The organism is Actinomyces sp. AC-20-1 (assembly GCF_023369555.1).
Lineage (GTDB): Bacteria > Actinomycetota > Actinomycetes > Actinomycetales > Actinomycetaceae > Actinomyces.
Genome location: NZ_JACJVC010000006.1, coordinates 63,132 through 89,124, shown reverse-complemented (window position 1 = coordinate 89,124; position 25,993 = coordinate 63,132). Strand labels below are relative to the sequence as shown.

Sequence of the window (25,993 nt, the reverse complement as noted above, 5' to 3'; positions counted from 1 at the left end):
CGACGGCGGGCCCTGACCGGATCAGCCCGGTCAGGGCCCGCCGTCACGCGTACGCCGCTGGGTGGCCCGGGGACGCTGCCGGGACACCGAGCACCCTCACTTCTTGCCGGGTGCGTAGGCGGTGACCTGCCCGTCCTCCCGGTCGAAGGTGATGACGAGCCCGGGGTCGACCAGCCACATGAGCTGCTCGCCCGGGTCGGAGCCCGCGAAGGCCACAGGCTCGCCGTCGGCCACGGACCACATCCCCGACAGCGACACCGACACGCTCGTCTGGGCGGGGCTGCCCTCGACGTGCATGAGCAGGGAGCCGTCGGAGGACAGGGCGTACCAGGAGCTCTCAGTGCCGTAGACGCACTGGCCGTCCTCCCGGGCCGGAACGAGGGCCCGCTCGCCGATGGTCAGGGTGAGGGAGCAGTCGTCCTTCTCGTCCGGGTCGTTGCGGGACGTCACGGTCGCCCAGGACAGGTCCCCGTCGACGACGAGGGCGCGCATCTGCGCGGCCGTGGGGCGGGGCGACTCGAACAGGCGCAGGTACGTCTCCTCGTCGTAGCCGGGCCAGGCGCCCTCGAAGGAGTCGACCTGCTCACCCGAGGGGGACAGGACCCGGTACTCCTCATCGACGTAGTTGACGACGAGCCAGCCGTCGGTCAGAGGGATGACGCTCTCCTCGTCGTTGATCTTGAGGTCGGTGAGAGCGCCGTCCTCGAGCCGGACGACGGTGTCCCGGGCGGCGAGGGTGACCAGTGAGCCGTCGTGCACCGCCCAGCCGTGGTAGGCGGCCTCCATCCAGTAGACGGAGCCGGTGATGTCCTGCTCCCACAGGGGCGCGGTGGGGTCGGAGGCGGACCAGCCGGCGCAGTGGTCGTGCTCGTCGCAGGTCAGGGCGTAGGCGCCGATGAGGGTGGGGAAGTCGTCCTCGTCCCAGCCGGCCTCCGCCAGGGTGCCGTCGGAGGCCCTGAGCAGCTGGCTGCCGCCGAGGTGGACCCAGTTCCCCCAGTACCTGACGTACCCGTACTCCTGGTCGACCCTCATCTCCCACTGCTCCTCGGGCTCGGAGCCGGAGACGTCGTAAGCGGTCACACGGGTGAGCTCATAGCTGCTGTTGCGGGTGCCGACGACCATCTGGTCGCCGTTGACGTCGATCACCGCCTCCTCGTCGACATCGAGCTTCCAGAGCTTGTGGCTGCCCTCGGCCCAGCCGGCGGAGACCTCCTGGACGGTGGCGGTCGCCGAGGACGGGGCGCCGCCCCGGCCCAGCAGCGCCCGCACGCCGAGACCGGCAGCGGCCAGGACCACGACCACGACGACGGCGGCGCCGATGACCCACACGGCGCGCCTGCGCGGCGGCGCCGGGGCGGCCGGGCTGGCCGGTGCCCCGGTCGCAGGGGACTGGGAGGGGTGGGTGGCCGGCGCCGGGGCGGGCTGCGGGTAGGCCGCAGAAGGCGCTGAGACGGCCACCGGTGCGGAGACGACGGTGGGGGCTGAGCCGGCCACGGGTGCGGAGCCCGCCGTGGGCTCCGCCGGTGGCAGCGGTGCCGGCGCCTCGGCCGGCGCCGTCGGGGCTGCGGCCGCGGGTGCGGCGGTGGGCTGAGCGGGCGCACGGTTGACGAGAGAGGCCAGGACCGCCGGGTCCTCAGAGGCGCGCAGCCACTCCAACAGCTCGGGGTAGGTGGCCGGGTTGGCGGCCAGGAGGGCGTGCAGGTCCGGGCGCTCGGCGGCGATCCGCTGCAGCTCCAGGGGCGGCGTGCTGGCGGACAGCGCGGCCAGGAGGTCGGGGTCCGGGCCGGCCTGGGCGTCGGAGGAGGGAGGCAGTGGGGGAGTGCTCATGGGCCGATGCTAGGAAGATCCGCGCCCACGCGTCGAGAGCCGGCCGGAATGCCCCCGGCCCTCGCCGTGTTGGCCCCTGTGCCAGGTGACCACCACTGCCCCAGACCCTCAGGAGAACACTGTGCCCACTGCGCCCACCGCGCCCCAGGATGCTGTCCAGGACGTCGACCTGCTCGTCGTCGGCGGAGGAAAGGCCGGCAAGTCACTGGCCATGCTGCGCGCCAAGAAGGGTGAGCGGGTCGTCATGGTCGAGCGCGACAAGATCGGGGGCACCTGCGTCAACGTCGCCTGCATCCCCACCAAGACGCTCATCTCCGCGGCCCGGGTCCTGCGAGAGGTCCAGGGAGCAGCCTCCAGCGGCGTGCGCCTGGCCGAGCCGGACGGCTCCGACGCCACCGGGCTGCTGGCCCGGGCGCGCACGGACCTGGACGCCCTGCGCGAGCGCAAGGAGGCGGTGGTCGGTGGGATGGTCGCCGCCCACGAGAACGTCCTGTTCCCCGGCTCGGGCCTGGAGCTGCTGCGCGGCACCGCCCGCTTCACGGGCGAGCGCACGGTGGAGGTCGCCCTGGACGACGGACGCACCCGCCGCGTGCGCGGTGCGACGGTCCTCATCAACACCGGGACCACGCCCGCCGTCCCCGCGGTCCCGGGCCTGGAGAGCGTGCCCTGCTGGACCAGCGAGGACCTGCTCACCCTGCCGGAGCTGCCCGAGCACCTGCTCGTCCTGGGCGGTGGCGTCATCGGCGTGGAGATGGCCTCGCTCATGGGGATGCTCGGCGTGAGCGTCACCCTCATCCACTCCGGTGAGCACGTCCTGGACCGTGAGGACGCCGACGTCGCCGCCGAGGTCGCACGTGGCCTGGAGGCGCTGGGAGTCACCGTGCTCACCGGCGCCCGCGCCCAGGGCGTGAGCCGGGACGGCGAGCGCACCGTCGTCGTCACCGAGGACGGGCGCCGGGTCAGCGGCAGCCACCTGCTCCTCGCCCTGGGGCGCGCCCCCGTCACGCAGGGGCTCGGGCTCGAGGCCGCGGGCGTCGAGCTCACCGACCAGGGGTTCGTGCGCGTCAACGAGCGCCTCGAGACCACCGCGCCCGGGGTGTACGCCGCGGGCGACGTCGCCGGCTCCCCGCAGTTCACCCACGCCTCCTGGAACGACTTCCGGGTGCTGCGCGACCTCCTGGACGGCCGGGAGGCGACGACGGCCGGACGCCTGGTGCCCTGGGCCGTGTTCACCACCCCGGAGCTCGGTCACGTCGGGATGACCGAGGCCGAGGCCCGCCGGGCCGGGCACGAGGTCCTCGTCGCCACGACGCCCACCGCGGCCGTGCCCCGCGCCAGGACCACGGGCCGCACCGAGGGCTTCTACAAGGTGGTCGTCGACGCCCGGACCGAGGAGGTCCTGGGCGCCGCCGTCATCGGCGACGGTGCCAGCGAGGTCGTCACCAGCGTGCAGATGGCGATGCTCGGGCACCTGACCTGGCGTCAGCTGCGCGACGCCGTCATCACCCACCCGACGATGGCGGAGGGGCTCAACATCGTCCTCGACACCCTCGGCTGAGGGCGGGCCCGGGCCCGCCCGCGCGCGGGACCGGCCGGCTGAGGACGGGGAGCGGGCAGTGCCGTGGCAGGATGTGCGCCGTGCTGCACGTGATCTTCTTCGAGCCCCGGATCCCCGGCAACTCCGGGGCGGCGATCCGCCTGTCGGCCAACACGGGCTCGATGCTGCACCTGGTGGACCCGCTCTTCGAGATGGATGACGCGAGGCTGCGCCGGGCGGGCCTGGACTACCACGACCTCGCCCTCACCCGCGTGCACGCCACCTGGCAGGAGTGCCTGGAGCAGGTGCCGGGCAGGATCCTCGCCTTCACGGCTCACACGGACACGCTCTACACCGAGGTCGACTGGCGCGGCGACGACGCCCTCCTCTTCGGCCCGGAGCCCACGGGGCTGCCGCAGGAGATCATGGATCACCCGCGGGTGGACGCGCTCGTGCGCATCCCCATGGTCGAGGGCAACCGCTCCCTCAACCTCGCCAACTCCGCCGCCATCGGCCTGTACCACGCCTGGCACAGCCTCGGCTTCCCCGGCGGGCACTGAGCACCCGAGCGGTTACCTGAGCGGGCCGAGGGGTGGGACCTCGCCGGTCCCGTACGGCTCCTCGGCGGGGTCGGAGGCTCCTGTCCGGTCCCCGCAGGGGCCTTGGCGTGAGGCGGCTACCGCTCGCCCGCGCCGGTGGCCGGGTCGAGCGCTGCGCGGGCGAGCGGGGTCCGTGGCCCGGGCATCGAGTACGTGGCGGTGAGCAGGGCGCGGCCCAGGGTGTGGAAGGAGACCTGGCAGGCGACGGCGGCCGCTGAGGCCTCGTCGTCCAGGCCGAGGGTGTCGACATCGAGGGCGTGCACCGCGAAGACGTAGCGGTGCTCACCGTCGCCGTCGGGCGGGTAGGGGCCGTACCAGGCGTGCGTGCCGGCGTCGTTGCGCACGTGCACGGCGGCGCCGTCCAGGAGCAGGTCGGACTCGCCCGCCCCACGGGGCAGGGCTGTGGTGGAGGCGTCCAGGTCCAGGACGGTCCAGTGCCAGAAGCCCGAGGGGCTCGGGGCGTCGGGGTCGAAGCAGGACACGACGAAGGACCTCGTGCCCTCCGGCGCCCCGCTCCAGTGCAGCTCGGGGGAGATGTTGTCGTGGACGGCGGTGAACCGGTCCTCCATGCGCTCGCCCTCGGTGACGTCGTCGGAGGCCAGGGTGAAGGCGGGGGCCTGGGGGAGCAGGTCGTAGGGGAAGGGGCTGCGTGGGCGGCTGACGTCGGCGGTCACGTTCGTCTCCTGGGTGCGGGTACGGCCTGTGGTGCTCATCTGGTGAGGTGCACCACTGTAGACGGCGGTGAGCGGCTGCGGCCGGTTGACGACGGCGCCGCCCCGGAGGACCCGTGGGGCGTGGGCCTGTGGCCGGGCGACGCGGTCGTGTGCGCAGGCCCTGCTCGAGGACGTGAGGGGGACCTCTGGCGGTGCCACGTGTCCTTGCTCGGCGCTACCCTGGTGCAGGGTCGAACACCTGTTCGACCTGTGTGTGCCGGGTGGTGAGAGGAGGGAGGGGTGCAGGTGCGGGAGATCGCGGCAGCTGAGGTGGCGGAGACGGCCGTGCCCGCCCGGGCTGACGTGCTGCTCCGCGCGGACGTCCCCGGGGCCGGCGTCCCCGGAGGGCCGTCGCGCCTGGCCGCGGCCCGCGCCGCCCTCGCGCAGGCCGAGGCCCGCACCGGCCTGCGCGCCCCGCTGCCCGCTGGGCCTCGGACCGCTGCTGCGGTGGGCGCCTCGCGGCCCGCGCCCGGCACTCTTGCCGCTGCCACTGCCACTGCCCTGCCCGTCCTTCCCTCCCCGGCTCCCGGGACCCTCGAGCGCGTCCCCGAGAGCCCGGGGCCCTGGGAGGCCGTCAGCCCCGACGCCACCGGCGCCCTGTCCCTCACAGGCTCCATGACCCTCCTGCTCGCGGCCGCCGCCCGCCGCCAGGGCGCTCGGGGCTGGTGCGCCGTCGTCGGAGGCGAGGACCTGGGCTGGTGCGCCGCCGCGGAGGCCGGCCTCGACCTCTCGCGCGTCCTCGTCGTGCCGGCCCGGGACCTCGCCTCGGCCGCCCTGCCCGCCGTCGTCACCGCCCTGGTCGATGGCCTCGACGTCGTCCTGCTCACGGACGGGACCGCCCGGCTGCTCACCGCGCGGCAGCAGCGGACCGTCACCGCCCGCGCCCGCGAGCGGGGCTGCCTCGTCCTGCTCGACGAGCCCTGGGAGGGGGCGCGCCTCCTGTGGGCCCGCCCCCGGGGCGTGGGCACCCGCCTCGAGGACGCGGGCCAGGCGGGTCGGGAGCCCGACGACGTCCCGCAGGCCGGGGGTGCGCGCGTCCTGCCGCTGCGCCCGATGACCCACAGCCCTGGGCAGGGGGACCCGCCCGCCCCTCCTCCCGCGCGCTCACTCGCGCCTGAGGACGCAATGGCGCCGGTGGAGGCGCCCGCGGGCTACCTGCGTCACCTCGACTGGGAGCTCACCGAGCCGCAGCGGGGTCCGGCCGCCAGCCTCCTGCGCTGCGGCCCCCACGGGGTGGTCGTCCTGACGGGCCGGGTCCTCCAGGAGACCCACCGGACGGTCCCCGCGCTCACCGTCCTGCCCGGAGGCCTGCCGTGAGCGGGACGCACCAGGTCCCTGGGCGGCCCGCCGCCCGGCCCGCCGCCACGGGCCCCGTCCCCTCCGTGCCCCGGCTGCTCGCCCTCTGGGTCCCCGACTGGCCCGTCGTCGCCCTCACCCTCGAGCAGCGCCACCGGGACGTAGGCGCCGGCCCCCGCGCCGGGCGCACCGCCCCGCCGGACCCCGCCCTCGAGCCCGTCGCCGTCGTCGGTGCCCACGGCGTCCAGGCCGCCTCCGCCCCCGCCCGCGCCGCCGGGGTGCGCCGCGGCATGAGGCTGCGCCTGGCCCGCTGCCTGTGCCCGGAGCTCATCGTCCTGGCGCCGGACCCTGCGCGCGAGGCCCGCGCCTTCGAGCCCGTCATGGACGCCCTGAGCACCGTCCTGGCCGAGCCCGTTGTCGCCCGCCCCGGCCTCGCCCTGTCCGGCGCCCGCGGCCCCGCCCGCTGGCTCGGAGGCGAGGAGGAGGTCGCGGCCGCGCTCGTCGAGGCCGTCGCCCGGGACGTCGGCGTCGAGTGCCTGGTCGGAGGCGCCGACTCCCTCCTGGCCGCCGTCCTCGCCGCCCGCAACGGGGTCCTCGTCCCCGAGGGGCAGTCCGCACCCTTCCTCTCGCCATGGGACCTGCGCCGCGTCCTGGCCGCCCTGCCCACCGAGCGTGAGCGGGCGAGCACCGAGCCCGTCCTTGAGGCGCTGGCACGCCTCGGGGTGCGCACTCTCGGGGACCTGACCGCCCTGCCCCGCGCGGACGTCACCGCCCGTTTCGGCCCCGCAGGCGAGCGGGCGCACCGACTCGCCACAGGCGAGGCGTGGCAGGTCCCCTCCTGCCCACGCCCCACCGCGGACCTCGAGGCCGCCCTCGCGCTCGACCCGCCCGTGGAGTGCGCCGACGCCGCCGCCTTCGCCTCCCGGACCCTCGCCGAGAGGCTCTCCTTCTCCCTCGTGGCCCACGGCCTGGCCGCAGGCAGGCTCCTCGTCGAGGCCGAGTGCGAGGACGGCCGCCTCCTGTCGCGCTCCTGGGCCCTCGAGACCGTCCCCAGCCCCGCCGACCTCACCGACAGGGTGCGCTGGCAGATCGAGGGCTGGCTCGCCTCGCGCCCGGGAGCCCGCCCGGCCCGCGCCCTCGTCCGTCTGCGCCTGCTCGCCCTCGAGACCTCCTCCGCCGCCACCTCCCAGACGGGTCTGTGGGCCTCCCCGGGGGAGAGGGGGCGACGCCGTGCCGCGCGTGCCGCCGAGCGCGTCGAGTCCCTGCTGGGGGCTGGCAGCGTGAGCACGCCCGTCCTGGACGAGGGCTGGGACCCGCGCTCGCGGGCACGGCTCGTGCCCTGGGACCAGCGCGGCCCCGGCAGTCCTGCCCGTGCGGAGCCGGGACGGGGCGCGGTGGCCGACGACGGCCGGGCGACCTGGGTGGGGGCCCTGCCCTCGCCGTCGCCCTCACTCGTCCTGGCCGAGCCGGCGCCGGCGGTCCTGCTCGACGCCCAGGACGGCGAGGTCCTTGTCGACGCCCAGGGGCAGCTCACGCGCACGCCCTGGCAGGTCCTGGTGACCGGAGGGCCCGGGCCCACGGGGCGGCTGCGGGTGCGCTCCTGGGCCGGTCCGTGGCCCGTGGACGAGGGGTGGTGGCGGCCCGCAGGGGCCTCGCGCCGCGCCTACCTGCAGCTCGTCCCGCAGGACGGGCCCGCCCTGCTGCTCGTGCGTCGCTCAGGCTGGTGGCTCGAGGGCCTCTACTCCTGAGTCCGGCCCCGCTCTGCCCGGGCCTCCCGGCGCCCGCGCGCCGTCAGCACCGTCACCGCCACCAGCGACAGCCACGCCACGGCCAGCGACCAGCCGGCGAGCACGTCCGTCGTCCAGTGGTAGGCCAGGTACACCCGCGACAGCCCCACGAGGAGGGCGGCCACCACGGCCGCCAGGACCGCCACCGCCTTGCGGGCCCGGGGTGCGCCGGACAGCAGCACGACCCCGGCGAGGGCCCCGACGAGCACCGCCGTGTTGAAGGAGTGCCCCGAGGGGAAGGCGAAGGAGGAGGACGGCTGACCGAGCAGCAGGGAGACCGAGGGGCGCTCGCGGCCGAAGGCGAGCTTGAGCAGCATGGTGAGCACGGCCGAGCCCGCCATCGTCGCCGCCAGCACCCCCGCCTGGAGCCGGCGGCCGCGCACTGCCAGCACCGCGCAGCACAGAAGGGTCAGCAGCGTCAGGCCCGTCGTCCCGCCCAGGTGCGTCACCACCCAGGCGACCTGCGTGAGCCACGGGCGCCGCAGGCCCACGGCGTGCGCCGTCGCCGTCGGGTCATAGACCGACAGCGCGCTGCCCGTGACCACCTGGAGGGCGACCGCGGCGAACAGCACCAGCCCGACGGCCCCTGCCGCCAGGAGCGCGGGCACGAGCCGGCGGTGCGGGAAGGGTCCGGCGGAGGTCGAGGGTGTCGCAGGCATGGGGGAGACAGTAGCGGGGGCCGGTAGCATCCCGGAGGGCGCCCTGCTGCGGCGCCGCCCGGTCCCCGAGGAGAGGCGCGCACGATGGCCAAGCTCTACTTCCGCTACGGCGCGATGAACTCGGGCAAGACGACCGGCTTGCTGCAGACCGCCTACAACTACGAGGAGCGCGGGCAGAGCGTCCTGCTCGTCAAGGCGGGCGTCGACACCAAGGGCGACGACACGGTCGTCTCACGCCTGGGCATGGTGCGCAGGGTGGACCTGCTCGTCTCCGCCAGTGACGACCTGCGCGCCCTCGTGCGCGAGCGAGCGCTGGGGCGGCGGGCCTCGGATGAGGCCGTGAGCGTGCGCGAGGCGGTGGACTGCGTCCTCGTGGACGAGGCCCAGTTCCTCACGCCCCTCCAGGTGGACCAGCTCATGGCTCTCGTGCTCATCGACGATGTGCCCGTCCTCGCCTACGGCATCCGCACGGACTTCCGCACCGTGTCCTTCCCAGGCTCGCGCCGCCTGCTGGAGATCGCCCACTCCCTGGAGGAGCTCAAGACGATCTGCCGGTGCGGGCGCAAGGCGATCTTCAACGCCCGCAAGGTGGGGGAGCGCTTCGTCTTCGACGGCGACCAGATCGCCATCGACGGGCAGGACGTCACCTACGAGTCCTTGTGCGGCAAGTGCTACCTCGCAGCGGGCGGGGCGCTCGCGGGCGAGTGAGGCCCAGTGGCCCCGAGCTCAAGAGGAAGAGCTGTACCCGTGGGTGTACAAGAGGATGGCCTGAGAGGCAATCAAGAGATGTCCTTCTTTTTCGACGGATATAAGTATACTTCTTGAGTATGACTGTCTCGTACGCGATCCTCGCCGACATCGTCGGCTCCAGGAGCCTCGCCGACCGGCCCGGTGCGCAGAGGGCCCTCCTCGACGTCCTGGCGCGCGCCTCCCAGGGGCTCGACCTTCTCCGGGAGCCCTACGCCACCGTCGGTGACGAGTTCCAGGCCCTCGCGCCCACGCTGCGCGGCGCGCTCCTGCTCACCCTGCGCGCTCAGCTCCTCCTGCCCCAGGGCCTTGAGCTGCGCTTCGGCATCGGTCAGGGCGAGGCCCGCACCGTCTCCGACGGCTCCGACGGCGCGGCCGCCCCCATCCAGGACGGACCCGCCTGGTGGCGGGCCCGCGAGGCCGTTGACGCCGCCCACGAGGCGCAGCAGCGCACCGGCTTCGTGCGCACCCGCGCCGTCCTCGACGACGCCGAGGGCTCGGCCGTGCTCAACGCGATGCTCGTGCTCAGGGACCAGGCGGTCGCCCGGCTCCAGGAGCGGCCCCGGCGCATGCTCGCCGCCCTCCTGGGTGGGGCCACCCAGGTGGAGGCCGCCGCCCAGGAGGGTGTGAGCCAGTCCGCCGTCTCCTCCGTCGTCAGGGGCAGCGGCGCCGGGCTCCTCGAGGCCCAGCGCCTCCTCGAGACGGCCGTCGGGGCCAGGCGGAAGGAGGTGGGGGCGTGAGCGCTCTCCTGCTCCTGTCCGCAGGGCTCGCCGCGGCCCTGGACTCGTGCGTCCGACGGCGAGGCCCCGCCTCCGGCGCACCGACCGCCCTGTTGTGGGGCGGGGGCGCCGCCGTCACGGCTCTGGTGGCCCTGCTCGGCCTCGCGGTGCTCGACCTGGGGGTACCGGGCCTCCTGCCCGCTCTGCTCTCCCCGGCCCTCTGGCTCGCCTGGCCCCGGGTCCTGCCCGGCGGTCGGGGCCTGCTCGCCCGGGCGGCGGTGCTCGCGGCCGCCCTCGCGCTCTCGCTGACGCCCCTGGTCCTGCTCGCACCCGCGCCGACGACGTGGGAGAGGGTCCTCGCCGTCGTCGGCGCCGGCCTGCTCATGGGCGGGCCCGCCAACGACGTCGTGGCCGCCCTGCTCTCACTCGTCCGCGAGGGCGGCGCAGCCGCTGGCGCCCCTGGTCCCGGCGAGGACGGTGGCGCCCTCCTGCGCGGGGGACGCTGGATCGGCGCCCTCGAGCGCCTGCTCGTGCTCGTCCTCGCCTTCTCGGACGCGCCCGCCGCCGTGGCCGCCGTCGTCGCCGCCAAGGGGGTCATCCGCTTCCCCGAGATCAGCCGGGACGCGGGGACGGGAGCGCACGGCGGGGCCAAGGCCGAGGAGTTCCTCGTCGGCTCCTTCACCTCCTGGCTCCTGGCCGCCGGGGCCTACCTCCTCCTGCGCGCCCTCGGCATCGGCTGAGGAGGGCGCGGGCTCCCGGGGTGCCGTGGTCCGCGGCCCAGGTGAGCACCCCGGGAGCGCTCAGCCGTGCGGGCGGTCCTCCGCTGCTCAGTGGTCCCACGGCTGGCCGGCGGCTTCGGGCATCACGAGTCTCGCATGGAGCTGGCAGTGATGGGGGTGCTCATATGACCCGCCTCAGGTGCGTGGCTGGTGCGGGCTTGGGAAGGAACGGGCTCTCGGCCCCGGGGGCTATCCCGATGATCTCCGCGACCTCATCGCGCGTGAGGCCCGCATCGAGCATCCGTTGGCCCACCGAGGCTGCGAGCTCCGGCACCTCGGGCGGGAGCGTGTCACTGCCAGGCTCGGTGACCTTCCAGCCCTTCTCCCGCAAACGACGGTAGAAGCGATCCCGCTCGGAGCGCTCAGCCGTACCCAGGTCCAGGGCGCGCTCGAAGACCGCCCGCATCGAGCAGCCCCACTCCGCCTTGAGGTCCACAAGAGCGCCAAGGCTCACGTCCTTCAGCTGCGGACGGATCACCTCGGCCGGCATCAGGAGCTCGGCGGCGAACTCGTTCGCCTGGTCCTCCACATCCGGCTCCACGTAGGAGTCGTGCAGGACGAGGTGCCCGAGCTCATGCGCGACGGTCCACCGGCGCCGGTCCCTCGGCATGTCCGCGTTGAGCACGATGACCGCGTGATCACCTGACCACTGGGACATGCCGTCAATCCGCTGAGACGGCATCCTCTGCTCCACCACGACCACGCCGGCGGCCTCCACCCACCGGACCAGGCGGCGCACCGGGCCGATCGGCATCCTCCACAGCGCCCGCACCCGACGAGCGGCCTCCGCAGGGGAGACCTCGAACGGGTCCAGCGACGGTACGTGCAGGTCGGGATCCATCGGGACACGGGTGAGCAGGTACGACGAGTGCATGCGCAGCTCGTTCAGCCCTGCCTCCACCCGCCTCCAGTCCGATGGGCGCGCCGTCGCCCTCCTGCGCATATGGGCGTCCGCGGCCACGGCGCCCCTCATGCGGAAGTCATGTGTGAGGAAGTCCTGCGTCACCCCGAGGACATCCGCGAGGGCAGACGTCGTCTCCTCGTCCGGCACGCGGAGATCCGCCTCGTAGCGGGAGAGCGCCGCCTGGGTGATGCCCACACGCCCAGCCACCTCAGCCTGGGTGAGGCCCCGTGCCTGGCGCAGCACCAGCAGGACCTCCCCGATCATGGAGCCCCTCATGCGAGATCCCGCCCCTCGTCACCGGCGGCCTCCCACAGCACCGCGCTGAGGTCCAGGCCTGGCAGGGATGGCGGCACGTGCTCGAACGAGAACCCGTGGACAGCGTCCTCGTCCGGCGCAAGGCGGATCATCCAGACCGCGCCGTCACGCCCGTCCTGAAGGGAGATCGCGGCGTCGACCGGCGCCCGCAGGTCCGGGTCCCACACGTACCCGAAGGCAAGCGAGCAACCTCTGAGCCCGGAGAATGTCCCCTGTGCTGACGCCCAGAACTCCATCGCTGCCCGCGTCGGGTAGAACGCGATCCTCTCGTCCGGCCGATGACGCTTGATCCGGACCCTGTAGCGCAGGCCGATGCCCACCTGGTGCACCGGCTCCTCGTCAATCGCCATCACCCGGGGGAGGGCGGCGACCCGAGCGCTGAACGAGGACCACAGCAGGTTGTGCAGGATCCCGGCCACTGTCCGCTTGGAGAGTCGAGTGATCAGTCCGGCCTCCTCCCTTCGCAGCCGCGCGTACTCCTTCGTCATCTCCGAGTAGGCCGCACCGAAGAGGGGGGTCACGTCGGCGAGGTCGTCAGTGACCTCCTCGGCCGTCGGAAACAGTGCGTCATTCATACCGGAAAATATACCATCTTGTGATGGTGGTGCCGTTCGGGTGTCGCCAGTCGCCGCGGGCGGCCGCATGTCGGCGGTGCGGGTACTGGCTTGGCTGGCGGACGTGCGCACCGCCGGGTTCCTCTGTGCCGGACCGGGAAAGTCGCGGGGATTAACGTGTCGCCCCCACCCCCTATCCTGTACGCATGTTCGAGACGGTTGGGAAGGGTGGGGGTGCGCTCCTCACCCGCACGCACCGATACGCCGAGCTGCACGCCCACTCCGCCTACTCCTTCCTCGACGGCGCCAACGAGCCCGAGGACCTCGCCGCGGCCGCCGCCGAGCTCAGCCTCGAGGCCCTGGCCCTCACCGACCACGACGGCATGCCCGGCATCGTCAAGCACGCCGAGGCTGGGCGCAGGCACGCACTGCCCACGGTCCACGGCACCGAGCTCACCCTCGCGGACGGCTCCCACCTGCCGGTCCTCGCCCGCAGCCCCCTGGGCTACCGGCGCCTGTCCGCCGTCGTCTCCCACCACAATCTCGCTGCCGGGCACCGCACCGAGCCCGCCCACCACCTGGCCGACCTCGCCACCGCCCTGAGAGAGGGCAGCGCGCCCCTGACGGGCGGCCCGCAGGGCGAGGGACCCGGTCCACGCCACGGGGCAGGCTCCACCCCACCCGTCCTCGTCCTCACCGGCACCGCCAACGGGCCCCTGCGCCGCGCCCTGGGCAACCCCCGGGACCCCGCCACCTGGGACCACCGCGCCGCCGACGCCGCCCTCGGCCGCCTCACCGACCTCTTCGGCGCCGAGGGCGTCGCCGTCGAGATCACCCTCGACGGCGGCCCCACCGACGCGGTCCTGACCGACGCCCTCACCCGCCTTGCCACCGCGCACAGGCTCCCGCTGCTCGCCACCGGCGCCGTGCGCTGCGCCCGCCCCGCCGACGCCCGCCTCGCCGACGTCCTCACCGCCACCCGCCTGCGCACCGACCTCGAGGGTGCCCGCAGCCACCTTCCGGCCCTCGGCCGCTGGCTGCGCGGCCCCGCCGACATGGCCCGCCTGCACCGGCGCGCCCCGCACGCCGTCGACGCCACCGCCGAGGTCGCCGCCGACCTCGCCTTCGACCTGTCTCTCGTCGCCCCCGACCTGCCCGCACCCGAGGTCCCCGACGGGCACACCCCCGCCACCTGGCTGCGCGAGCTCACCCACCGGGGCGCCCGGCAGCGCTACGGCACCGAGGAGCAGGACCCGCAGGCCTGGAGGGTCCTGTCCCACGAGCTCGACGTCATCGAGTCCCTGGGCTTCCCCGGCTACTTCCTCATCGTGCGCAGCGTCGTCGACTTCTGCGAGAAGGCCGGCATCCTCTGCCAGGGCCGGGGCAGCGCCGCCAACTCCGCCGTCTGCTACGCACTGGGCATCACCGCCGTCGACGCCGTGCGCCACCGGATGCTCTTCGAGCGCTTCCTGTCGCCCGGCCGGTCCGGCTACCCGGACATCGACCTCGACATCGAGGCCTGCCGCCGCGAGGAGGTCATCCAGCACGTCTACGCCCGTTACGGGCGCGACTGCGCCGCCCAGGTCGCCAACGTCATCTCCTACCGGCCCCGCTCCGCCGTGCGCGACGCCGCCCGCGCCCTGGGCCACCCACCTGGGGTGATCGACGCCTGGACCCGGTCCCTCGGGCACCACTGGTCCCGGGTGCGCGACACCGCTGCCCAGCCCCTGGACGACGAGCCGCCCGAGCAGGTCCTCGACGTCGCCGAGCGCCTGCTGCTCCTGCCCCGTCACCTCGGCATCCACTCCGGCGGCATGGTGCTCGCCGCCCAACCCGTCACCGAGGTCTGCCCCGTGCGCTGGGCCGCCCGGGAGGGGCGCACCGTCCTGCAGTGGGACAAGGACGACTGCGCCGCCGCCGGCCTGGTCAAGTTCGACCTCCTCGGCCTGGGCATGCTCACCGCCCTGCGCCTGGCCTTCACCACGCTCGCCGAGCGCAGCGAGACGGTCCCCGAGCTCACCCGTGAGGCCGACGGCACCGTGCGCCCCGCTCAGACCGGCCGCCCCTGGGGCCTGCACACCCTGCCCGAGGAGGACCCCGCCGTCTACCGCCTCCTGAGCGCCGCGGACACCGTCGGTGTCTTTCAGGTCGAGTCCCGCGCCCAGATGGCGACCCTGCCGCGCCTGCGCCCCTCGACCTTCTACGACATCGTCGTCGAGGTGGCCCTCATCCGCCCCGGCCCCATCCAGGGCGACGCCGTCAACCCCTACATCCGCCGCCGGCTGGGGCAGGAGCCCGTCACCTACCTGCACCCCCTGCTCGAGCCGGCCCTCGCCAAGACCCTCGGCGTGCCGCTCTTCCAGGAGCAGCTCATGCAGATCGCCGTCGACACCGCCGGATTCACCCCCGCCGAGGCTGACGCCCTGCGCCAGGCCATGGGCTCCAAACGCTCCCACGCGCGCATGGAGGCGCTGCGCTCCCGGCTTGTGGAGGGCATGGTCCGGCGGGGTGTGGACGCCCCCACCGCCGAGGCCGTCTACGACAAGCTGTGCGCCTTCGCCGACTTCGGCTTCCCCGAGTCCCACGCCTTCTCCTTCGCCTACCTCGTCTACGCCTCCGCCTGGCTCAAGGTCCGCCGCCCCGAGGACTTCTATGCCGGGGTCCTCGCCGCCCAGCCCATGGGCTTCTGGTCGCCGCAGACCCTCGTCGGCGACGCCCGCCGTCACGGGGTGCGCGTCGAGCCCGCTGACGTCAACCGCTCCGGCGTCCAGGCCGGCGTGGAGCGGGTTCCCGACGGCGCCATCCGCCCCGCCGGCCCCGCCCCCTCCGCCCTCAGCCCCCTCGACGTCCACCCGGACCTTGCGGTGCGCCTGGGCCTGGCGCCCGTCAAGGGCATCGGTGAGGGCGCCGCTCAGGAGATCGTCAGCGAGCGCGAGGCCCACGGACCCTACCGGGACGTCGCCGACCTCGCCCGCCGTGTGAGGCTCAGCCGCGCACGCCTGGAGAACCTGGCCGCCGCCGGGGCCCTCACCAGCCTCGGGGCCGGCCGCCGCGAGGCCCTGTGGGCCGCCGGTGCCCTGGCCGGCGAGCACGGGACCCGGCACGCCGCGCGTCCGGCCCGGCGGTTCGGGACCGACGCCCCGGGCCCCGGCACCGAGCCGCCCGCCGCCTGGTACCAGCCCACCCTTCCCGGGACCACGCCCGGCGCCCGGGCCCCGCAGCTGAGGGGCATGAGCGCCTACGAGGAGCACGTCGCCGACCTGCGCCTGACCGGCGTGTCCACCTCCACCCACCCCCTGGCCTTCCTGCGCCCCCTGCTGCAGGCCGACGGCGTCCTGAGCGCCGACGCGCTCACCCGAGGCGGCACCGCCCTCCACGGCGACCGGGTGCGGGCGGCGGGCGTCATCACGCACCGCCAGCGTCCCCACACCGCAGCAGGCACCATCTTCCTCAACATCGAGGACGAGACCGGACTGCTCAACGTCATCTGCAGCGCCGGCATGTGGAGGCGCTACCGCGGCGTCGGGCACAGGGCCGTGGCCGTCGTCGTCACCGGCACCGTCGAGAGCGCCGAAGGCGTCACCGCCCTGCGGGCCGACCGCCTCGAGGCCCTGGGAGGCGTCCCTGCCACCGGCAGCCGGGACTGGGCCTGAGCCGGTTGTGGTGGGTGGGCCCGTGACGTGGCGGGGATGCGTACTTATGGCCCCGGTGCGCCTTTGTGCCGCCGACCTCCTCGGTTTGCGTCCGAACTCCCTGGGAGATCCCCGTGGTTTCGAGCGCAAACCGAGGAGGTCGAGGGACGGGGAGAGGCGGAACCTAGCGCGGCGCCTGGAAACGAGGCAGCTCGCCCTGAACCGGCGCGTCCTTCGTGTGCAGCACCGAGTACACCGACCACGCCACGCTCACCACCGGGACCGCGACGATCGCGCCCAGCAGCCCGGCCGCGTAGGTCCCCACGGCCACCGCGATGATGACGACCACCGGGTGCAGGGACACCTGCCGGCCCATGATGAGCGGCTGGAGGATGTGCCCCTCGATCTGGCCGATCCCCGCCACTCCCAGGCCCACGACGATCGCCATGACGAGCCCCTTGGAGGCCAGCGCCACGATCATCGCCACGATCATGGCGGCCGGGGCTCCCACGATGGGGATGAAGGCCCCGATGAACACGAGCACCGCCAGGGGCGCCGCGAGCGGGATCCCGATGACCTGCAGGAAAGCGCCCGCCATCATCGCGTCCGTCAGCGCCACGATCATCGTGCCGCGCGCGTAGCCGGCGAAGGTGTACCAGCCGGCCCCGGCGGCCCGGTGCACCCGCGGGCGCATCGCCGTCGGCATCTCGTTGAGGAACCAGCGCCACATGCGCCCGCCGGAGGCCAGGAAGAAGATCGTGCAGAACAGGGCCAGGGCCAGGACCGTGAACACCTCCACGACCGTGCCCGCGTTGGACAGGACCTCACTGGCCAGCGTCGGCGCGTTCGACTCCACGTAGCGCTGGCCCTTCTCGAGCCACGAGTGGAACTGGTTGACGAGCTCCTGCTGGGTCAGGTGCAGCGGCAGGGGCCCGTTCTCCAGGAAGTCGAGGATCGTCGTGACACCGCTGGAGAACTGCCGGGCCAGCGAGGACCACTGGTTCGTCACCGAGGTGACGACGTAGGTGACCAGGCCCGCGACGACGCCGAGCGCGCCCAGCAGGGCCAGGAAGGTCGCCGGGTAGCGGGGCATCACCCGCGCCAGCAGGTCGACGACCGGCTCAAGCAGGGAGGTCACGACGAGCGCGATGAAGATCCCGATGAAGACCGGCACAATCTGCGAGGTCGCGAAGACCGCGAGGCTGACGACGATGAGGATGCCCAGCAGGAGCCAGGCGCCGATGCCACCGCGCACGAGCCAGGAGGGCAGCGAGTCCAGTGGCGAGGTTCGGGGCTCGGCGCCGTCGGGCTCCTCGACGGGGCGGTCGGGGGAAGGCTCCGGCTGGGCGACGGCCATGGAGGCCGGGGCGATGACCGTGCCCGGCTCGAGCCGCAGCACGACCTGACGGCGCTCCTCACGGCGCTGCTCCGCCCGGTCGATCTGGGCCCTGAGGGTGCGCCGGGCACGACGCAGCAGGTGGGGAAGACCGTTCCCCGGCCGTGCGGGAGCGGGCACAGGGGGCACGGAGCCGGAGGCCGCCGGCTGCGCAGCAGGACCTCCCTCGGCGGAGGCCCCGCCGACGCCCTCCCGGGGCCCGGCGCTCACTGCCCCGCCTCCGGGGAGGCCTCACCCAGGGGCAGGCCGGTCAGCCGGGCGAGCAGGTGGCGCAGCTGTGCGGGGGAGCCGACGAGCCACTCGGCCTCGGCCAGCTCCGCGGCGTCCCCGTAGCCCCACAGGACCCCGACGCACTCCACCCCGGCCTCGTGGGCGCCCTCGACGTCGTGCGCGCGGTCACCCACGTGCACCAGGCGCGAGGTGTCCGCCCCAGCCTCGGCAAGGCGCCGTCGCGCGGTGGCGATGACCTCGGCCTTGCGCCCTCCCCGGTCCGCCAGGTCCGCGCCCGCCGTGGCTGTCAGGCGGGAGACGAGCCCATTGCGCTCAAGGATCCTCACCGCGAGGTCCTCCCGCTTCGAGGTCGCAAGGCAGGTGGGCACGCCCGCGGCGGCGAGGTCGTCGAGCAGCCCGGGCACGCCGTCGTAGACCGGGGCCTCGTGCATGTGCCCGGTGTAGTGGGAGCGGTAGACGCGCACTGCCTCGTCCACGGCCTCACCCTCCAGGCCCGCGTGCAGGCGGAAGCCCTCGTGCAGGGGCGGGCCGATGAACACGCCCAGCTCCTCGCGGCTGCCCACGGGCAGGCCCAGGTCGGTCAGTGTGCGGCTGAAGGCGTCGAGGATCGTGGGGCCGGAGTCGATGAGCGTGCCGTCCAGGTCCAGGAGCACGGCCGTCACCGGCGTCGGCAGGGGCCCGGGTGGTCTCAGGGCGTCCACGCGCGTCTCCTCCTGCTTGAGCCTCGGATACGCGTCACAGACTACTAGGGTGGTCCCGGGCCCCCGACCACCTGCCGCGGGGCGCGTGCCCCGGCACCCGACGACAAGGAAGCACCGTGCACCACACGAACGTGTCCCTTCCCCGCACCGCCGCCCTCAGCGCCGGACGAGGGGGCCAGCCCCGTCTTCTCATCGACGCCCCGGCCGGCTCCGCCGAGATCTACCTCCACGGCGCGCACCTGGCCTCCTGGCGCCCGCGCGGAGGCAGCGAGGTCCTCTTCCTCTCGCGCGACGCCGTCTTCGACGGGGTCCGCGCGATCCGCGGTGGGGTGCCGCTGTGCGCCCCCTGGTTCTCCACCGGGCCCCAGGAGGACAAGCAGCCCATGCACGGCACGGTCCGACTGGCCCAGTGGCAGCTGCGCAGTGTCACCTCCCGTCCCGACGGCGGGGTCGACGCCCTGCTCGGTCTCGAGGCCGACGGGCTCAGCTGGCTCTACGAGGTCGGGGTGGGCGAGGAGCTCACCCTGTCGCTGTCGGCGCGCAACAGCGGCGGCGCCCCGAGGACCGTCGAGATGGCGCTGCACACCTACTACAGCGTCGGCGACGTCACCGCGGTCACCATCGACGGCCTTGAGGACCGCGTGTTCTGGACGCGTGCCGAGGGCCCGGGCCAGCACCTGCCCGGCACGGTGGTCCTGCGCGGGCTGACGGACCGCGTCTACGACGTGCCCGCCACGGGCCACACGATCACGGTCAACGACCCGGCCAAGGGCCGCCGCCTCCTCATCGCCGGACAGGACACGCCCAACGCGGTCGTCTGGAACCCCGGGAGCGAGACCATCGGGGCCATGACGGACCTCGCCGACGACGAGTGGCCCACCTTCGTGTGCGTGGAGAACGCGGTCATCAAGGGCAACGAGGCCGTGCTCGCACCCGGTCAGGCCCTGTCCGTCGGCACGCGCGTCGTCGTCGAGCCGCTCGGCTGAGGCACGCTGGTGAGGCTCCCCGGTGCGGCGCGGGCCCGGGTTCCTGTGACGCACCGCACCGGCAGCCGATTTGCCCGGCTCAGCGGGGACCGTGCTAAGTTTCTCTCCGTCGCCAGCGGGGTTGAGGACCCGGCGGTGGCGGAGACAATGTCCGAGTGGCGGAATAGGTAGACGCGCTAGCTTGAGGTGCTAGTGCCTTATTAAACGGGCGTGGGGGTTCAAGTCCCCCCTCGGACACCCGGCGCGAAGGCCCCGACCAGCATGGTCGGGGCCTTCGTCATGGCAGCACCCCGACCCCGTACCGACTCGACGACAGCCACCTGGTAGATTCCGGCGGGCAGGTCTCTCCCGATGACAAGGCGGCTTCCCCGTGACCGTTGGCACTGCTGCCCGCCGGCACCCACCCGCCCTGGTGCGCGCCCGCGTCGCCGTCTACCTCACCTTCTTCGCCAACGGCCTCGGGTTCTCCAACCTCGTCCCGCGCTACCCCGAGGTCCTCGAGCACCTGGGCATCACCAAGGCCGCCTTCGGCCAAGCCATCATGTTCAGCTCGGTGGGCGCCCTGGTGGCCGGGCTGGCCGCCTCCTGGCTCGTGGACCGCTTCACCTCCGCCCGGGTCGCCAGCCTGGGGATGGTGGGCCTGGGCCTGGGCCTGGTGGGCGCGGGCGTCACCGACACCTGGCTGGGCCTCGCCCTGAGCCTGGCGTGGATCGGCGGCTCCGACGCCATCGTCGACGTCGCTCAGAACGCCCACGGACTGCGTGTCGAGCGGCGGTGGGGCAGCTCGATCATCACCTCCTTCCACGCCGCCTGGAGCCTGGGCGCCGTCACGGGCGCCACCATGGGGCAGGCACTGGCCGGGTGGGGTGTGCCGGTGCGCGTGCACATGCTGCTGACCCTGGCGCTGCTCGCCACCGTCTGCCTGGCGGCCCTGCCCATGACGATCAAGGGACCGGACCGTGACGACCAGCGTGCGGGCAGCCCGGTCCCGGCCGACATCGCAGGGCCTGCCAACAGCGCGGACGGCGGCAGGGGCAGCGGGGCGGCCCCCAGGGCCGACGCAGTACTCGGCAGGCTCATGACCGCCTGCGTCACGCTCGTGCTGGGCATCATGTGCGCCGCCGCCATGTTCCCCGAGGACGTCGCCGCCAGCTGGTCCTCACTGCTCCTGACCGAGCAGGGCGTCCACCCCTCGCTGCGCGGCATGGGCCTGGTGGCCCTCCAGACGACGATGATCGTCGGACGGCTGGTGGGGGACGCGGTCATCGACCGGCTGGGCTCGCGCGTCGTCATCGCCGGCGGAGGCGCCCTGGTCGCCGCCGGGATGAGCATCGCCCTGGTGACCGGCTCGGTGGCGGGCACGCTGCTGGGCATGGTGGTGGCCGGGGCGGGCTGCTCTGTGGCCGTTCCCGTGGCCTACGCCGCCGCGGACGACATCCCCGGCCTCAGGCCGGGGCTGGGACTGACGATCGTCTCCTGGCTCGCCCGGGTCATCATGCTCGTGGCCCCGCCGGTCGTCGGCTGGTTCGCTGACGCCCACGGCACCTGGGTGGCTCTTGTCTACGGCCTGTCCGGTGGGCTCATCCTGGCCCTGAGCTGGCCCGTTCTGCGCCGTGGCAGGCGGGAGAGCACGCTGCCGACCGCCTGAGGCGCACGGCCGGGCGCCCACCGGGCTGGACTAGCATCGGAAGCCATGCAGCCCTTCGAGATCCGCGTGCCGGCCGCCACCCACGACGGCAACACCCTGCCCGAGCTCCTCCTGAGCACCCCCACCGCCGCCGACGTCGACCGTGTCACCGAGATCTGCCAGGACCCCGCCATCCAGGCCTGGACCATGGTCCCCTCGCCCTACCGGCGCGAGGACGCCGTCGCCTTCATCGAGACGGCCGTCGAGCCCGGCTGGGCCAGCAGCACCGGCGCCACCCTCGCTGTGCGCGAGGTCCCGGCCGACGGCGGCAGCAGCGTGCTCGTCGGCATGGTCGACGTCCGGCGCGACGGCGGCGGCCGCGGAGAGGTCGGCTACTGGCTCGCTCCCGAGGCGCGCGGGCGCGGCACGATCCTGCGGGCCGTGCGCGCCCTCATCGACGTCGTCCTCGACCCCATCGGCCCCTTCCCGGTCAAGGCGCTCGGCTGGGCCTGCGACATCCACGACGGCGTGCCCAACTGGGCCTCCTGGCGCGTGGCCTGGCGCCTCGGCTTCGTCTCCGACGGGCGCACCCGCGCCGCCCTCGCGCAGGGTGGCGAGCTCGTCGACTCCCTGCGCGCCACCCTCCTGCCCACGGACCCGCGCGAGCCCCAGGCCCCCTGGGACGGCCCGGCCCCGGTCTCGCCCGAGCCCACCGGCCGGGGCCACGGCTCGGCCAACACCCAGGGCGACGCGACCCCGCTCGTCGCCCAGGACGGCGTGGGACGGCGCGAGGGGGACGACCCTGAGGCCCTCGTGCGCCGCTTCCACCGGGTCTACGGCCTGCCGATCCGCACCGACGGGCCGAGCCTGGACCGCCCGAGCCTGGGCATGCGCATGAGCCTCATCGCCGAGGAGTTCGCCGAGCTCACCGGCGCGGTCTACGGCCGCTGCGCCCGCCGCGAGGTCGAGCAGGCCTACGCGCGGGCCGTGGCCGCCGACGACGGCACCCGCGACACCGTCGAGGCGGCCGACGCCCTGGCGGACCTCGTCTACGTCATCTACGGCATGGCCCTGGAGACCGGCATCGACCTGGCGGCCGTGCTCACCGAGGTCCAGCGCTCGAACATGTCCAAGCTCGGTGAGGACGGCCGGCCGATCTACCGTGAGGACGGCAAGGTCCTCAAGGGCCCCGGCTTCTTCCAGCCGGACGTCGCCGGGGTGCTCGGCCTGGGGGACTGAGCCGACGGGACCCCGCGAACCGGGGCACCCGGGACGCTGTATAGGAAGAAGGTCCCGGCTACACTGTCGCCCGGACCGGCCCTGCCCGCACGCGCGGCGTGCGCGCCACCAGGACCACGATCTCAGCCCAGGACTGGAAGGAACACCATGGTTCGCGTCACCATCGTCGGAGGCGGCTACGGCGGAATCACCGTCGCCAAGGCCCTCGACGACGTCGCCGAGGTCACCCTCGTCGAGCAGAAGGACACCTTCGTCAACCACGCCGCCGCCCTGCGCGCCGCCGTGGACCGCGAGTGGGCCGAGAAGATCTTCATGCCCTACGACCGCCTGCTGACCCGCGGCCGCGTCGTCCACGGCACCGCCCTGGCCGTCAAGGGCACCACCGTTGAGGTCTCCGGGGGAGTCGGCCCCATCGAGGCCGACCACCTCGTCCTGGCCACCGGCACCGTCTACCCCTTCCCGGCAAAGCACCTGGAGTCCTCCTCCGTGGTCGCCAAGGCCCGCATCGAGCGCATGCACACCAACCTCGAGCAGGCCGGCCGTGTCCTCGTCGTCGGCGGCGGCGACGTCGGCATCGAGCTCGTCGGCGAGATCACCTCCGCCTTCCCCGACGTCGAGGTCATCCTCCTCGAGGCCGCCGAGGACATCCTCGCTGCCAAGGACTACAAGCCCGAGCTGCGCCAGGCCATCCGCTTCCAGCTCGAGCAGCGCGGGGTCGAGGTCCTCACCGGCCAGACGCTCGCCGCCCTGCCCCCGGTGGACCCGGGCGTGCTCTCCCCGTTCCGCGTGCCCACCACCGGGGGGCGTCGTCTCGAGGCGGACATGTGGTTCCGCGCCTGGGGCTCGTCCGCCGCCACGGGCTTCCTCGGCGACGACTACGACGACATCCGCCACTACAACGGCACGATCCGCGTGGACGACCACCTGCGCGTCGTCGACCACCCGGGCGTGTGGGCCGTCGGCGACATCACCGACGTGCGCGAGTCCAAGCGCGCTGACGCCGCCCGCGCCCACGCCAAGGTCGTGGCCGAGAACATTCGCTCCCTCATCGCCGGCGGTGAGGCCACGGCCACCTACCAGCCCCAGCCCGAGCTCGTCGTGCTGCCGCTGGGCCCCGACGGCGGCGCCTCCCAGGTCCTGCGCGACGGCGTGCGTGTCGTCGTCGGCCCCGAGGAGACCGCCCGCTTCAAGGGCGAGGACCTGTTCCTGGGCTACATCACCAAGGAGCTCGGGCTCGAGGAGTGAGCCCGCTGGGCGCGCTGACGGCTGAGCGCCGTCGGGGTGTGCGCCCGGCCCCGGTGCCCCGCCGCCCGTGCCCGGACCCCTGGTCTGGACGCGGGCGGCGCTCGTGCCGGTATTCTGACGGCATGACGAATGACCCGCGGTCCGCGCTCAACCGACTCATCGCCGCCTTCGAGGCGCACCTGGACGCCGCAGCCGCAGGCGATGAGCTCTCACCCGCGGTCGTCGCCGCGGAGAACACCCTCCAGGACGCCTTCTTCACATACGACGACGCCCTCTTCACGGCCCACGGCATCGAGCTGCCCTTCGACATCGTCGACGCCGACGAGGACGACGACTACGACGACGCCGACTACGACGATGATGAGGACGAGGACTACGACGACGAGGACTGAGCCCACGCGCCCGTCCTGACCTGAGGGGTCCGCACCATCGGTGCGGGCCCCTCAGCTGTCACCCGGCGCGGCGGGGCCGCCCGCCCCGCGGGCACGCCGCTGACCGCCTGGGACAGGTCAGGCAGGCAGGGCGGTGACGTCGTCGAGCGCGTGGCGGATCTGCGCGGGAAGCACCAGGTCCTCGGACGCCAGCGCCCCCTGCAGCTGGGCGGGCGTGCGGGCCCCGACGACGGTCGAGGCGACCCCCGGGGCCTCGCGGGCCCAGGCCAGTGCCACCTCCACGGGCTTGCGGTCCAGGCCCGCCGCCGCCGTCGCCACGGCCTCGACCACGCCCTCGCGTCCGGGCTGGAGGTAGGGGGCCACGTAGGAGCGCAGGTGCGGTGAGGCTCCGCGCGAGTCCGCCGGGACCGTCGCCCGGTACTTGCCGGACAGGACCCCGCGCCCCAGCGGGGCGTAGCCGATGACCCCGAAGCCCAGGGCTCCGGCCGCGGGCAGGATCTCGCGCTCGGCGCCGCGCGCCAGCAGCGAGTGCTCGACCTCCACCGCCGCCATGCCGGGACCCGTGTGCTCGCGCAGCAGGTCCGCCGCGTGCACGCTGGCCCAGGCCGGGTGGTTCGACACGCCCACGTAACGGGCACGGCCCGAGGACACCGCCAGGCGCAGGGCGTCCACCGTCTCCTCCATCGGGGTGGTGGCGTCCGGCACCTGCACGAGCCACAGGTCGAGGTGGTCGGTGCCCAGACGGCGCAGGGAGGCGTCGAGCGTGTCCAGCAGGGTGCCGCGCGAGGCGTCCGCGGCCGCGGGCCGGTCCCCGGTGCGCCAGGTGCGCACGCCGGCCTTCGACACGAGCACGACGTCCTGGCGGTCGACGTGCTCGCGCAGGAGCGAGCCGATGACCTCCTCACTCAGGCCCTCGCAGTAGGAGGCGGCCGTGTCCAGGAGCGTGCCGCCCGCGTCGAGGAAGACGTCGAGCTGGTCACGGGCCTCGATCTCGTCCGTGTCCCGCCCCCAGGTCATCGTGCCCAGGCCGACCGACGAGACCCTCAGGCCGGTACGGCCCAGTCTGCGATGCTCCATGGGCCCACCGTAGGCGAGTGGCGGCGCTCCCCGGCCGATCAGGCGGCCGGGCGGCGCGCCGTGAGCAGCTGCGCGACGCCCTCCTCGGGCAGGGGCGGGGTCGTGCCCCCGAAGAGCGGGCAGGAGGACTGGAAGGCGCACCAGTCGCACAGTCGTGAGCGCTGCGGCGCGAACTCGCCCCGTGAGGCGCAGTCCTCGACCTCGTCCCAGATGCGCTCCAGGCGTGTCTGCGCCGAGTCGAGCTCGCCCGGGCGCGGGTCGTGGGTGAGGGTGCGCCCGTCGCGCAGGTAGAGCAGCTGGAGGCGCCGGGGCGCCTGGCCGCGCAGGCGCAGCAGCACGAGCGCGTAGAAGCGCATCTGGAACAGCGCCTCCTCCTGGAAGCGCGGCGCGGGGGAGCGGCCGGTCTTGTAGTCGACCACGCGCATCGCCCCGTCTGGGGCGACGTCCAGGCGGTCGACGAAGCCCCGCAGCAGCAGGCCCCCCTCGGTCTCGACTTCGACGAAGAGCTCGCGCTCGGCGGGCTCCAGCCGTGTGGGGTTCTCCATCGTGAAGTAGGAGCGCAGGAGAGCCCGCGCCTCCTCCAGCCACGGCTCGACCTGCTCGGGGGACTCGAAGAGGTCCATGACCACAGGGTTCCTCTCCCTGTGGGCCTGCCACTGCGCGGGCAGCATGCCCAGGGCCGCCTCCGGGCGGCGCTCGGGCGCGGGCAGGTCGTAGAGCCGCTCCAGCACCGCGTGCACGAGCGTGCCCTTGTGCGTGGCCAGGGAGCCGGGCTCGGGCAGGTGGTCCACCGTGCGCAGACGGAACATGAGCGGGCACTGCAGGAAGTCCTTCGCCCGCGACGGCGACAGGGCGGTGCGCCTCGGGCCGCGGGCCGTGGGTCTGCGGGCACCGGGGCCGGTGGCCCGGGGCCTGTCGCTCGTCGTCTCGCTCGTCGTGCTCACACCACGAACCTATCCTGACGCGCTGGCACGGCTCCCCAGCCCGGGCGTGCGCGGCCTCACCCCGCGCTGCTGTGGAGCCCGGCGCAC

At 74.1% G+C, this 25,993-nt stretch carries 22 protein-coding genes and 1 tRNA gene; 14 read left to right on the top strand and 9 right to left on the bottom strand.

What is annotated here, in order from left to right; genetic code table 11:
• Nucleotides 1–96: 96 nt before the first annotated feature.
• Nucleotides 97–1,827, bottom strand: a complete 1,731-nt coding sequence (locus H6X67_RS05290) for a variant leucine-rich repeat-containing protein (RefSeq protein ID WP_249369300.1) — start codon at nucleotides 1,825–1,827, stop codon at nucleotides 97–99.
• A 121-nt stretch (nucleotides 1,828–1,948) separates the two neighbouring features.
• On the opposite strand from H6X67_RS05290, the gene H6X67_RS05285 reads away from it, so the two are divergent.
• Together H6X67_RS05285 and H6X67_RS05280 are read left to right on the top strand one after the other, a co-directional pair.
• Nucleotides 1,949–3,385 carry a dihydrolipoyl dehydrogenase family protein gene (locus H6X67_RS05285; protein WP_249369302.1) on the top strand — a complete coding sequence of 479 codons (1,437 nt, stop codon included), beginning with the start codon at nucleotides 1,949–1,951 and terminating at the stop codon, nucleotides 3,383–3,385.
• Nucleotides 3,386–3,465: 80 nt separating this feature from the next.
• Nucleotides 3,466–3,924: a tRNA (cytidine(34)-2'-O)-methyltransferase gene (locus tag H6X67_RS05280; RefSeq protein ID WP_249369304.1), complete on the top strand. Its 459-nt coding sequence runs from the start codon at nucleotides 3,466–3,468 to the stop codon at nucleotides 3,922–3,924.
• Nucleotides 3,925–4,040: 116 nt separating this feature from the next.
• Here the strand turns inward: H6X67_RS05280 and H6X67_RS05275 are convergent, their stop codons facing one another.
• Nucleotides 4,041–4,637: a YbhB/YbcL family Raf kinase inhibitor-like protein gene (locus H6X67_RS05275; RefSeq protein ID WP_249369308.1), complete on the bottom strand. Its 597-nt coding sequence runs from the start codon at nucleotides 4,635–4,637 to the stop codon at nucleotides 4,041–4,043.
• Between the two features lie 279 nt (nucleotides 4,638–4,916).
• Between H6X67_RS05275 and imuA' the strand changes: the two genes are divergently transcribed.
• Nucleotides 4,917–5,993 carry a DnaE2-dependent mutagenesis accessory factor ImuA' gene (gene imuA', locus H6X67_RS05270; RefSeq protein ID WP_249369306.1) on the top strand — a complete coding sequence of 359 codons (1,077 nt, stop codon included), beginning with the start codon at nucleotides 4,917–4,919 and terminating at the stop codon, nucleotides 5,991–5,993.
• On the top strand, nucleotides 5,990–7,720 hold the full coding sequence (locus H6X67_RS05265; protein ID WP_249435467.1) for a Y-family DNA polymerase: 1,731 nt from the start codon (nucleotides 5,990–5,992) through the stop codon (nucleotides 7,718–7,720). The genes imuA' and H6X67_RS05265 overlap by 4 nt, the downstream gene beginning before the upstream one ends.
• On the opposite strand, the gene H6X67_RS05260 is transcribed toward H6X67_RS05265, so the two are convergent.
• Nucleotides 7,711–8,418, bottom strand: a complete 708-nt coding sequence (locus H6X67_RS05260; RefSeq protein WP_249369460.1) for a phosphatase PAP2 family protein — start codon at nucleotides 8,416–8,418, stop codon at nucleotides 7,711–7,713. The genes H6X67_RS05265 and H6X67_RS05260 overlap by 10 nt on opposite strands.
• An 84-nt stretch (nucleotides 8,419–8,502) precedes the next feature.
• Here H6X67_RS05260 and H6X67_RS05255 point away from each other — a divergent pair, with 84 nt between their 5' ends.
• The 3 genes from H6X67_RS05255 to H6X67_RS05245 all read left to right on the top strand — a co-directional run bounded on the left by H6X67_RS05255 (nucleotide 8,503) and on the right by H6X67_RS05245 (nucleotide 10,624).
• Nucleotides 8,503–9,126 (top strand): thymidine kinase, encoded by a 624-nt coding sequence (locus H6X67_RS05255; protein WP_249369458.1) that lies wholly within the window; start codon nucleotides 8,503–8,505, stop codon nucleotides 9,124–9,126.
• A 119-nt stretch (nucleotides 9,127–9,245) separates the two neighbouring features.
• A complete protein-coding gene (locus H6X67_RS05250; protein ID WP_249369456.1) occupies nucleotides 9,246–9,905 on the top strand; it encodes a SatD family protein in 660 nt (219 codons plus the stop codon).
• On the top strand, nucleotides 9,902–10,624 hold the full coding sequence (locus tag H6X67_RS05245) for a hypothetical protein (RefSeq protein ID WP_249369454.1): 723 nt from the start codon (nucleotides 9,902–9,904) through the stop codon (nucleotides 10,622–10,624). The genes H6X67_RS05250 and H6X67_RS05245 overlap by 4 nt, the downstream gene beginning before the upstream one ends.
• Before the next feature lie 160 nt (nucleotides 10,625–10,784).
• Here the strand turns inward: H6X67_RS05245 and H6X67_RS05240 are convergent, their stop codons facing one another.
• Together H6X67_RS05240 and H6X67_RS05235 are read right to left on the bottom strand one after the other, a co-directional pair.
• On the bottom strand, nucleotides 10,785–11,831 hold the full coding sequence (locus H6X67_RS05240; RefSeq protein WP_249369452.1) for a helix-turn-helix domain-containing protein: 1,047 nt from the start codon (nucleotides 11,829–11,831) through the stop codon (nucleotides 10,785–10,787).
• 8 nt (nucleotides 11,832–11,839) lie between these two features.
• Nucleotides 11,840–12,457 (bottom strand): hypothetical protein, encoded by a 618-nt coding sequence (locus H6X67_RS05235; RefSeq protein WP_249369450.1) that lies wholly within the window; start codon nucleotides 12,455–12,457, stop codon nucleotides 11,840–11,842.
• A gap of 185 nt (nucleotides 12,458–12,642) precedes the next feature.
• Here H6X67_RS05235 and H6X67_RS05230 point away from each other — a divergent pair, with 185 nt between their 5' ends.
• Nucleotides 12,643–16,089, top strand: a complete 3,447-nt coding sequence (locus H6X67_RS05230) for an error-prone DNA polymerase (RefSeq protein ID WP_249435466.1) — start codon at nucleotides 12,643–12,645, stop codon at nucleotides 16,087–16,089.
• A gap of 163 nt (nucleotides 16,090–16,252) precedes the next feature.
• On the opposite strand, the gene H6X67_RS05225 is transcribed toward H6X67_RS05230, so the two are convergent.
• Entirely contained in the window at nucleotides 16,253–17,674 is a 1,422-nt protein-coding gene (locus H6X67_RS05225; RefSeq protein WP_249369007.1) for an AI-2E family transporter, read from the bottom strand.
• Nucleotides 17,671–18,396 (bottom strand): HAD hydrolase-like protein, encoded by a 726-nt coding sequence (locus tag H6X67_RS05220; RefSeq protein ID WP_249369006.1) that lies wholly within the window; start codon nucleotides 18,394–18,396, stop codon nucleotides 17,671–17,673. Before H6X67_RS05220 ends, H6X67_RS05225 begins: the two co-directional genes overlap by 4 nt.
• A 116-nt stretch (nucleotides 18,397–18,512) precedes the next feature.
• Here H6X67_RS05220 and H6X67_RS05215 point away from each other — a divergent pair, with 116 nt between their 5' ends.
• The 6 genes from H6X67_RS05215 to H6X67_RS05190 all read left to right on the top strand — a co-directional run bounded on the left by H6X67_RS05215 (nucleotide 18,513) and on the right by H6X67_RS05190 (nucleotide 23,885).
• Nucleotides 18,513–19,382 (top strand): D-hexose-6-phosphate mutarotase, encoded by an 870-nt coding sequence (locus H6X67_RS05215; RefSeq protein ID WP_249369005.1) that lies wholly within the window; start codon nucleotides 18,513–18,515, stop codon nucleotides 19,380–19,382.
• Nucleotides 19,383–19,531: 149 nt separating this feature from the next.
• Nucleotides 19,532–19,619, top strand: a tRNA-Leu gene (locus H6X67_RS05210).
• 133 nt (nucleotides 19,620–19,752) lie between these two features.
• Nucleotides 19,753–21,030: an MFS transporter gene (locus H6X67_RS05205; protein WP_249369004.1), complete on the top strand. Its 1,278-nt coding sequence runs from the start codon at nucleotides 19,753–19,755 to the stop codon at nucleotides 21,028–21,030.
• 45 nt (nucleotides 21,031–21,075) lie between these two features.
• Complete coding sequence (locus H6X67_RS05200) at nucleotides 21,076–22,248, top strand: GNAT family N-acetyltransferase (RefSeq protein ID WP_249369003.1); 1,173 nt, start codon at nucleotides 21,076–21,078, stop codon at nucleotides 22,246–22,248.
• A 147-nt stretch (nucleotides 22,249–22,395) separates the two neighbouring features.
• Nucleotides 22,396–23,493, top strand: a complete 1,098-nt coding sequence (locus H6X67_RS05195) for an NAD(P)/FAD-dependent oxidoreductase (protein ID WP_249369002.1) — start codon at nucleotides 22,396–22,398, stop codon at nucleotides 23,491–23,493.
• A gap of 122 nt (nucleotides 23,494–23,615) precedes the next feature.
• Complete coding sequence (locus H6X67_RS05190; protein WP_249369001.1) at nucleotides 23,616–23,885, top strand: DNA primase; 270 nt, start codon at nucleotides 23,616–23,618, stop codon at nucleotides 23,883–23,885.
• A gap of 117 nt (nucleotides 23,886–24,002) precedes the next feature.
• Here H6X67_RS05190 and H6X67_RS05185 read toward each other — a convergent pair whose 3' ends face one another.
• A complete protein-coding gene (locus tag H6X67_RS05185; protein WP_249369000.1) occupies nucleotides 24,003–24,962 on the bottom strand; it encodes an aldo/keto reductase in 960 nt (319 codons plus the stop codon).
• Nucleotides 24,963–25,000: 38 nt separating this feature from the next.
• Entirely contained in the window at nucleotides 25,001–25,906 is a 906-nt protein-coding gene (locus H6X67_RS05180; RefSeq protein WP_249368999.1) for a RecB family exonuclease, read from the bottom strand.
• Nucleotides 25,907–25,993: the final 87 nt, after the last annotated feature.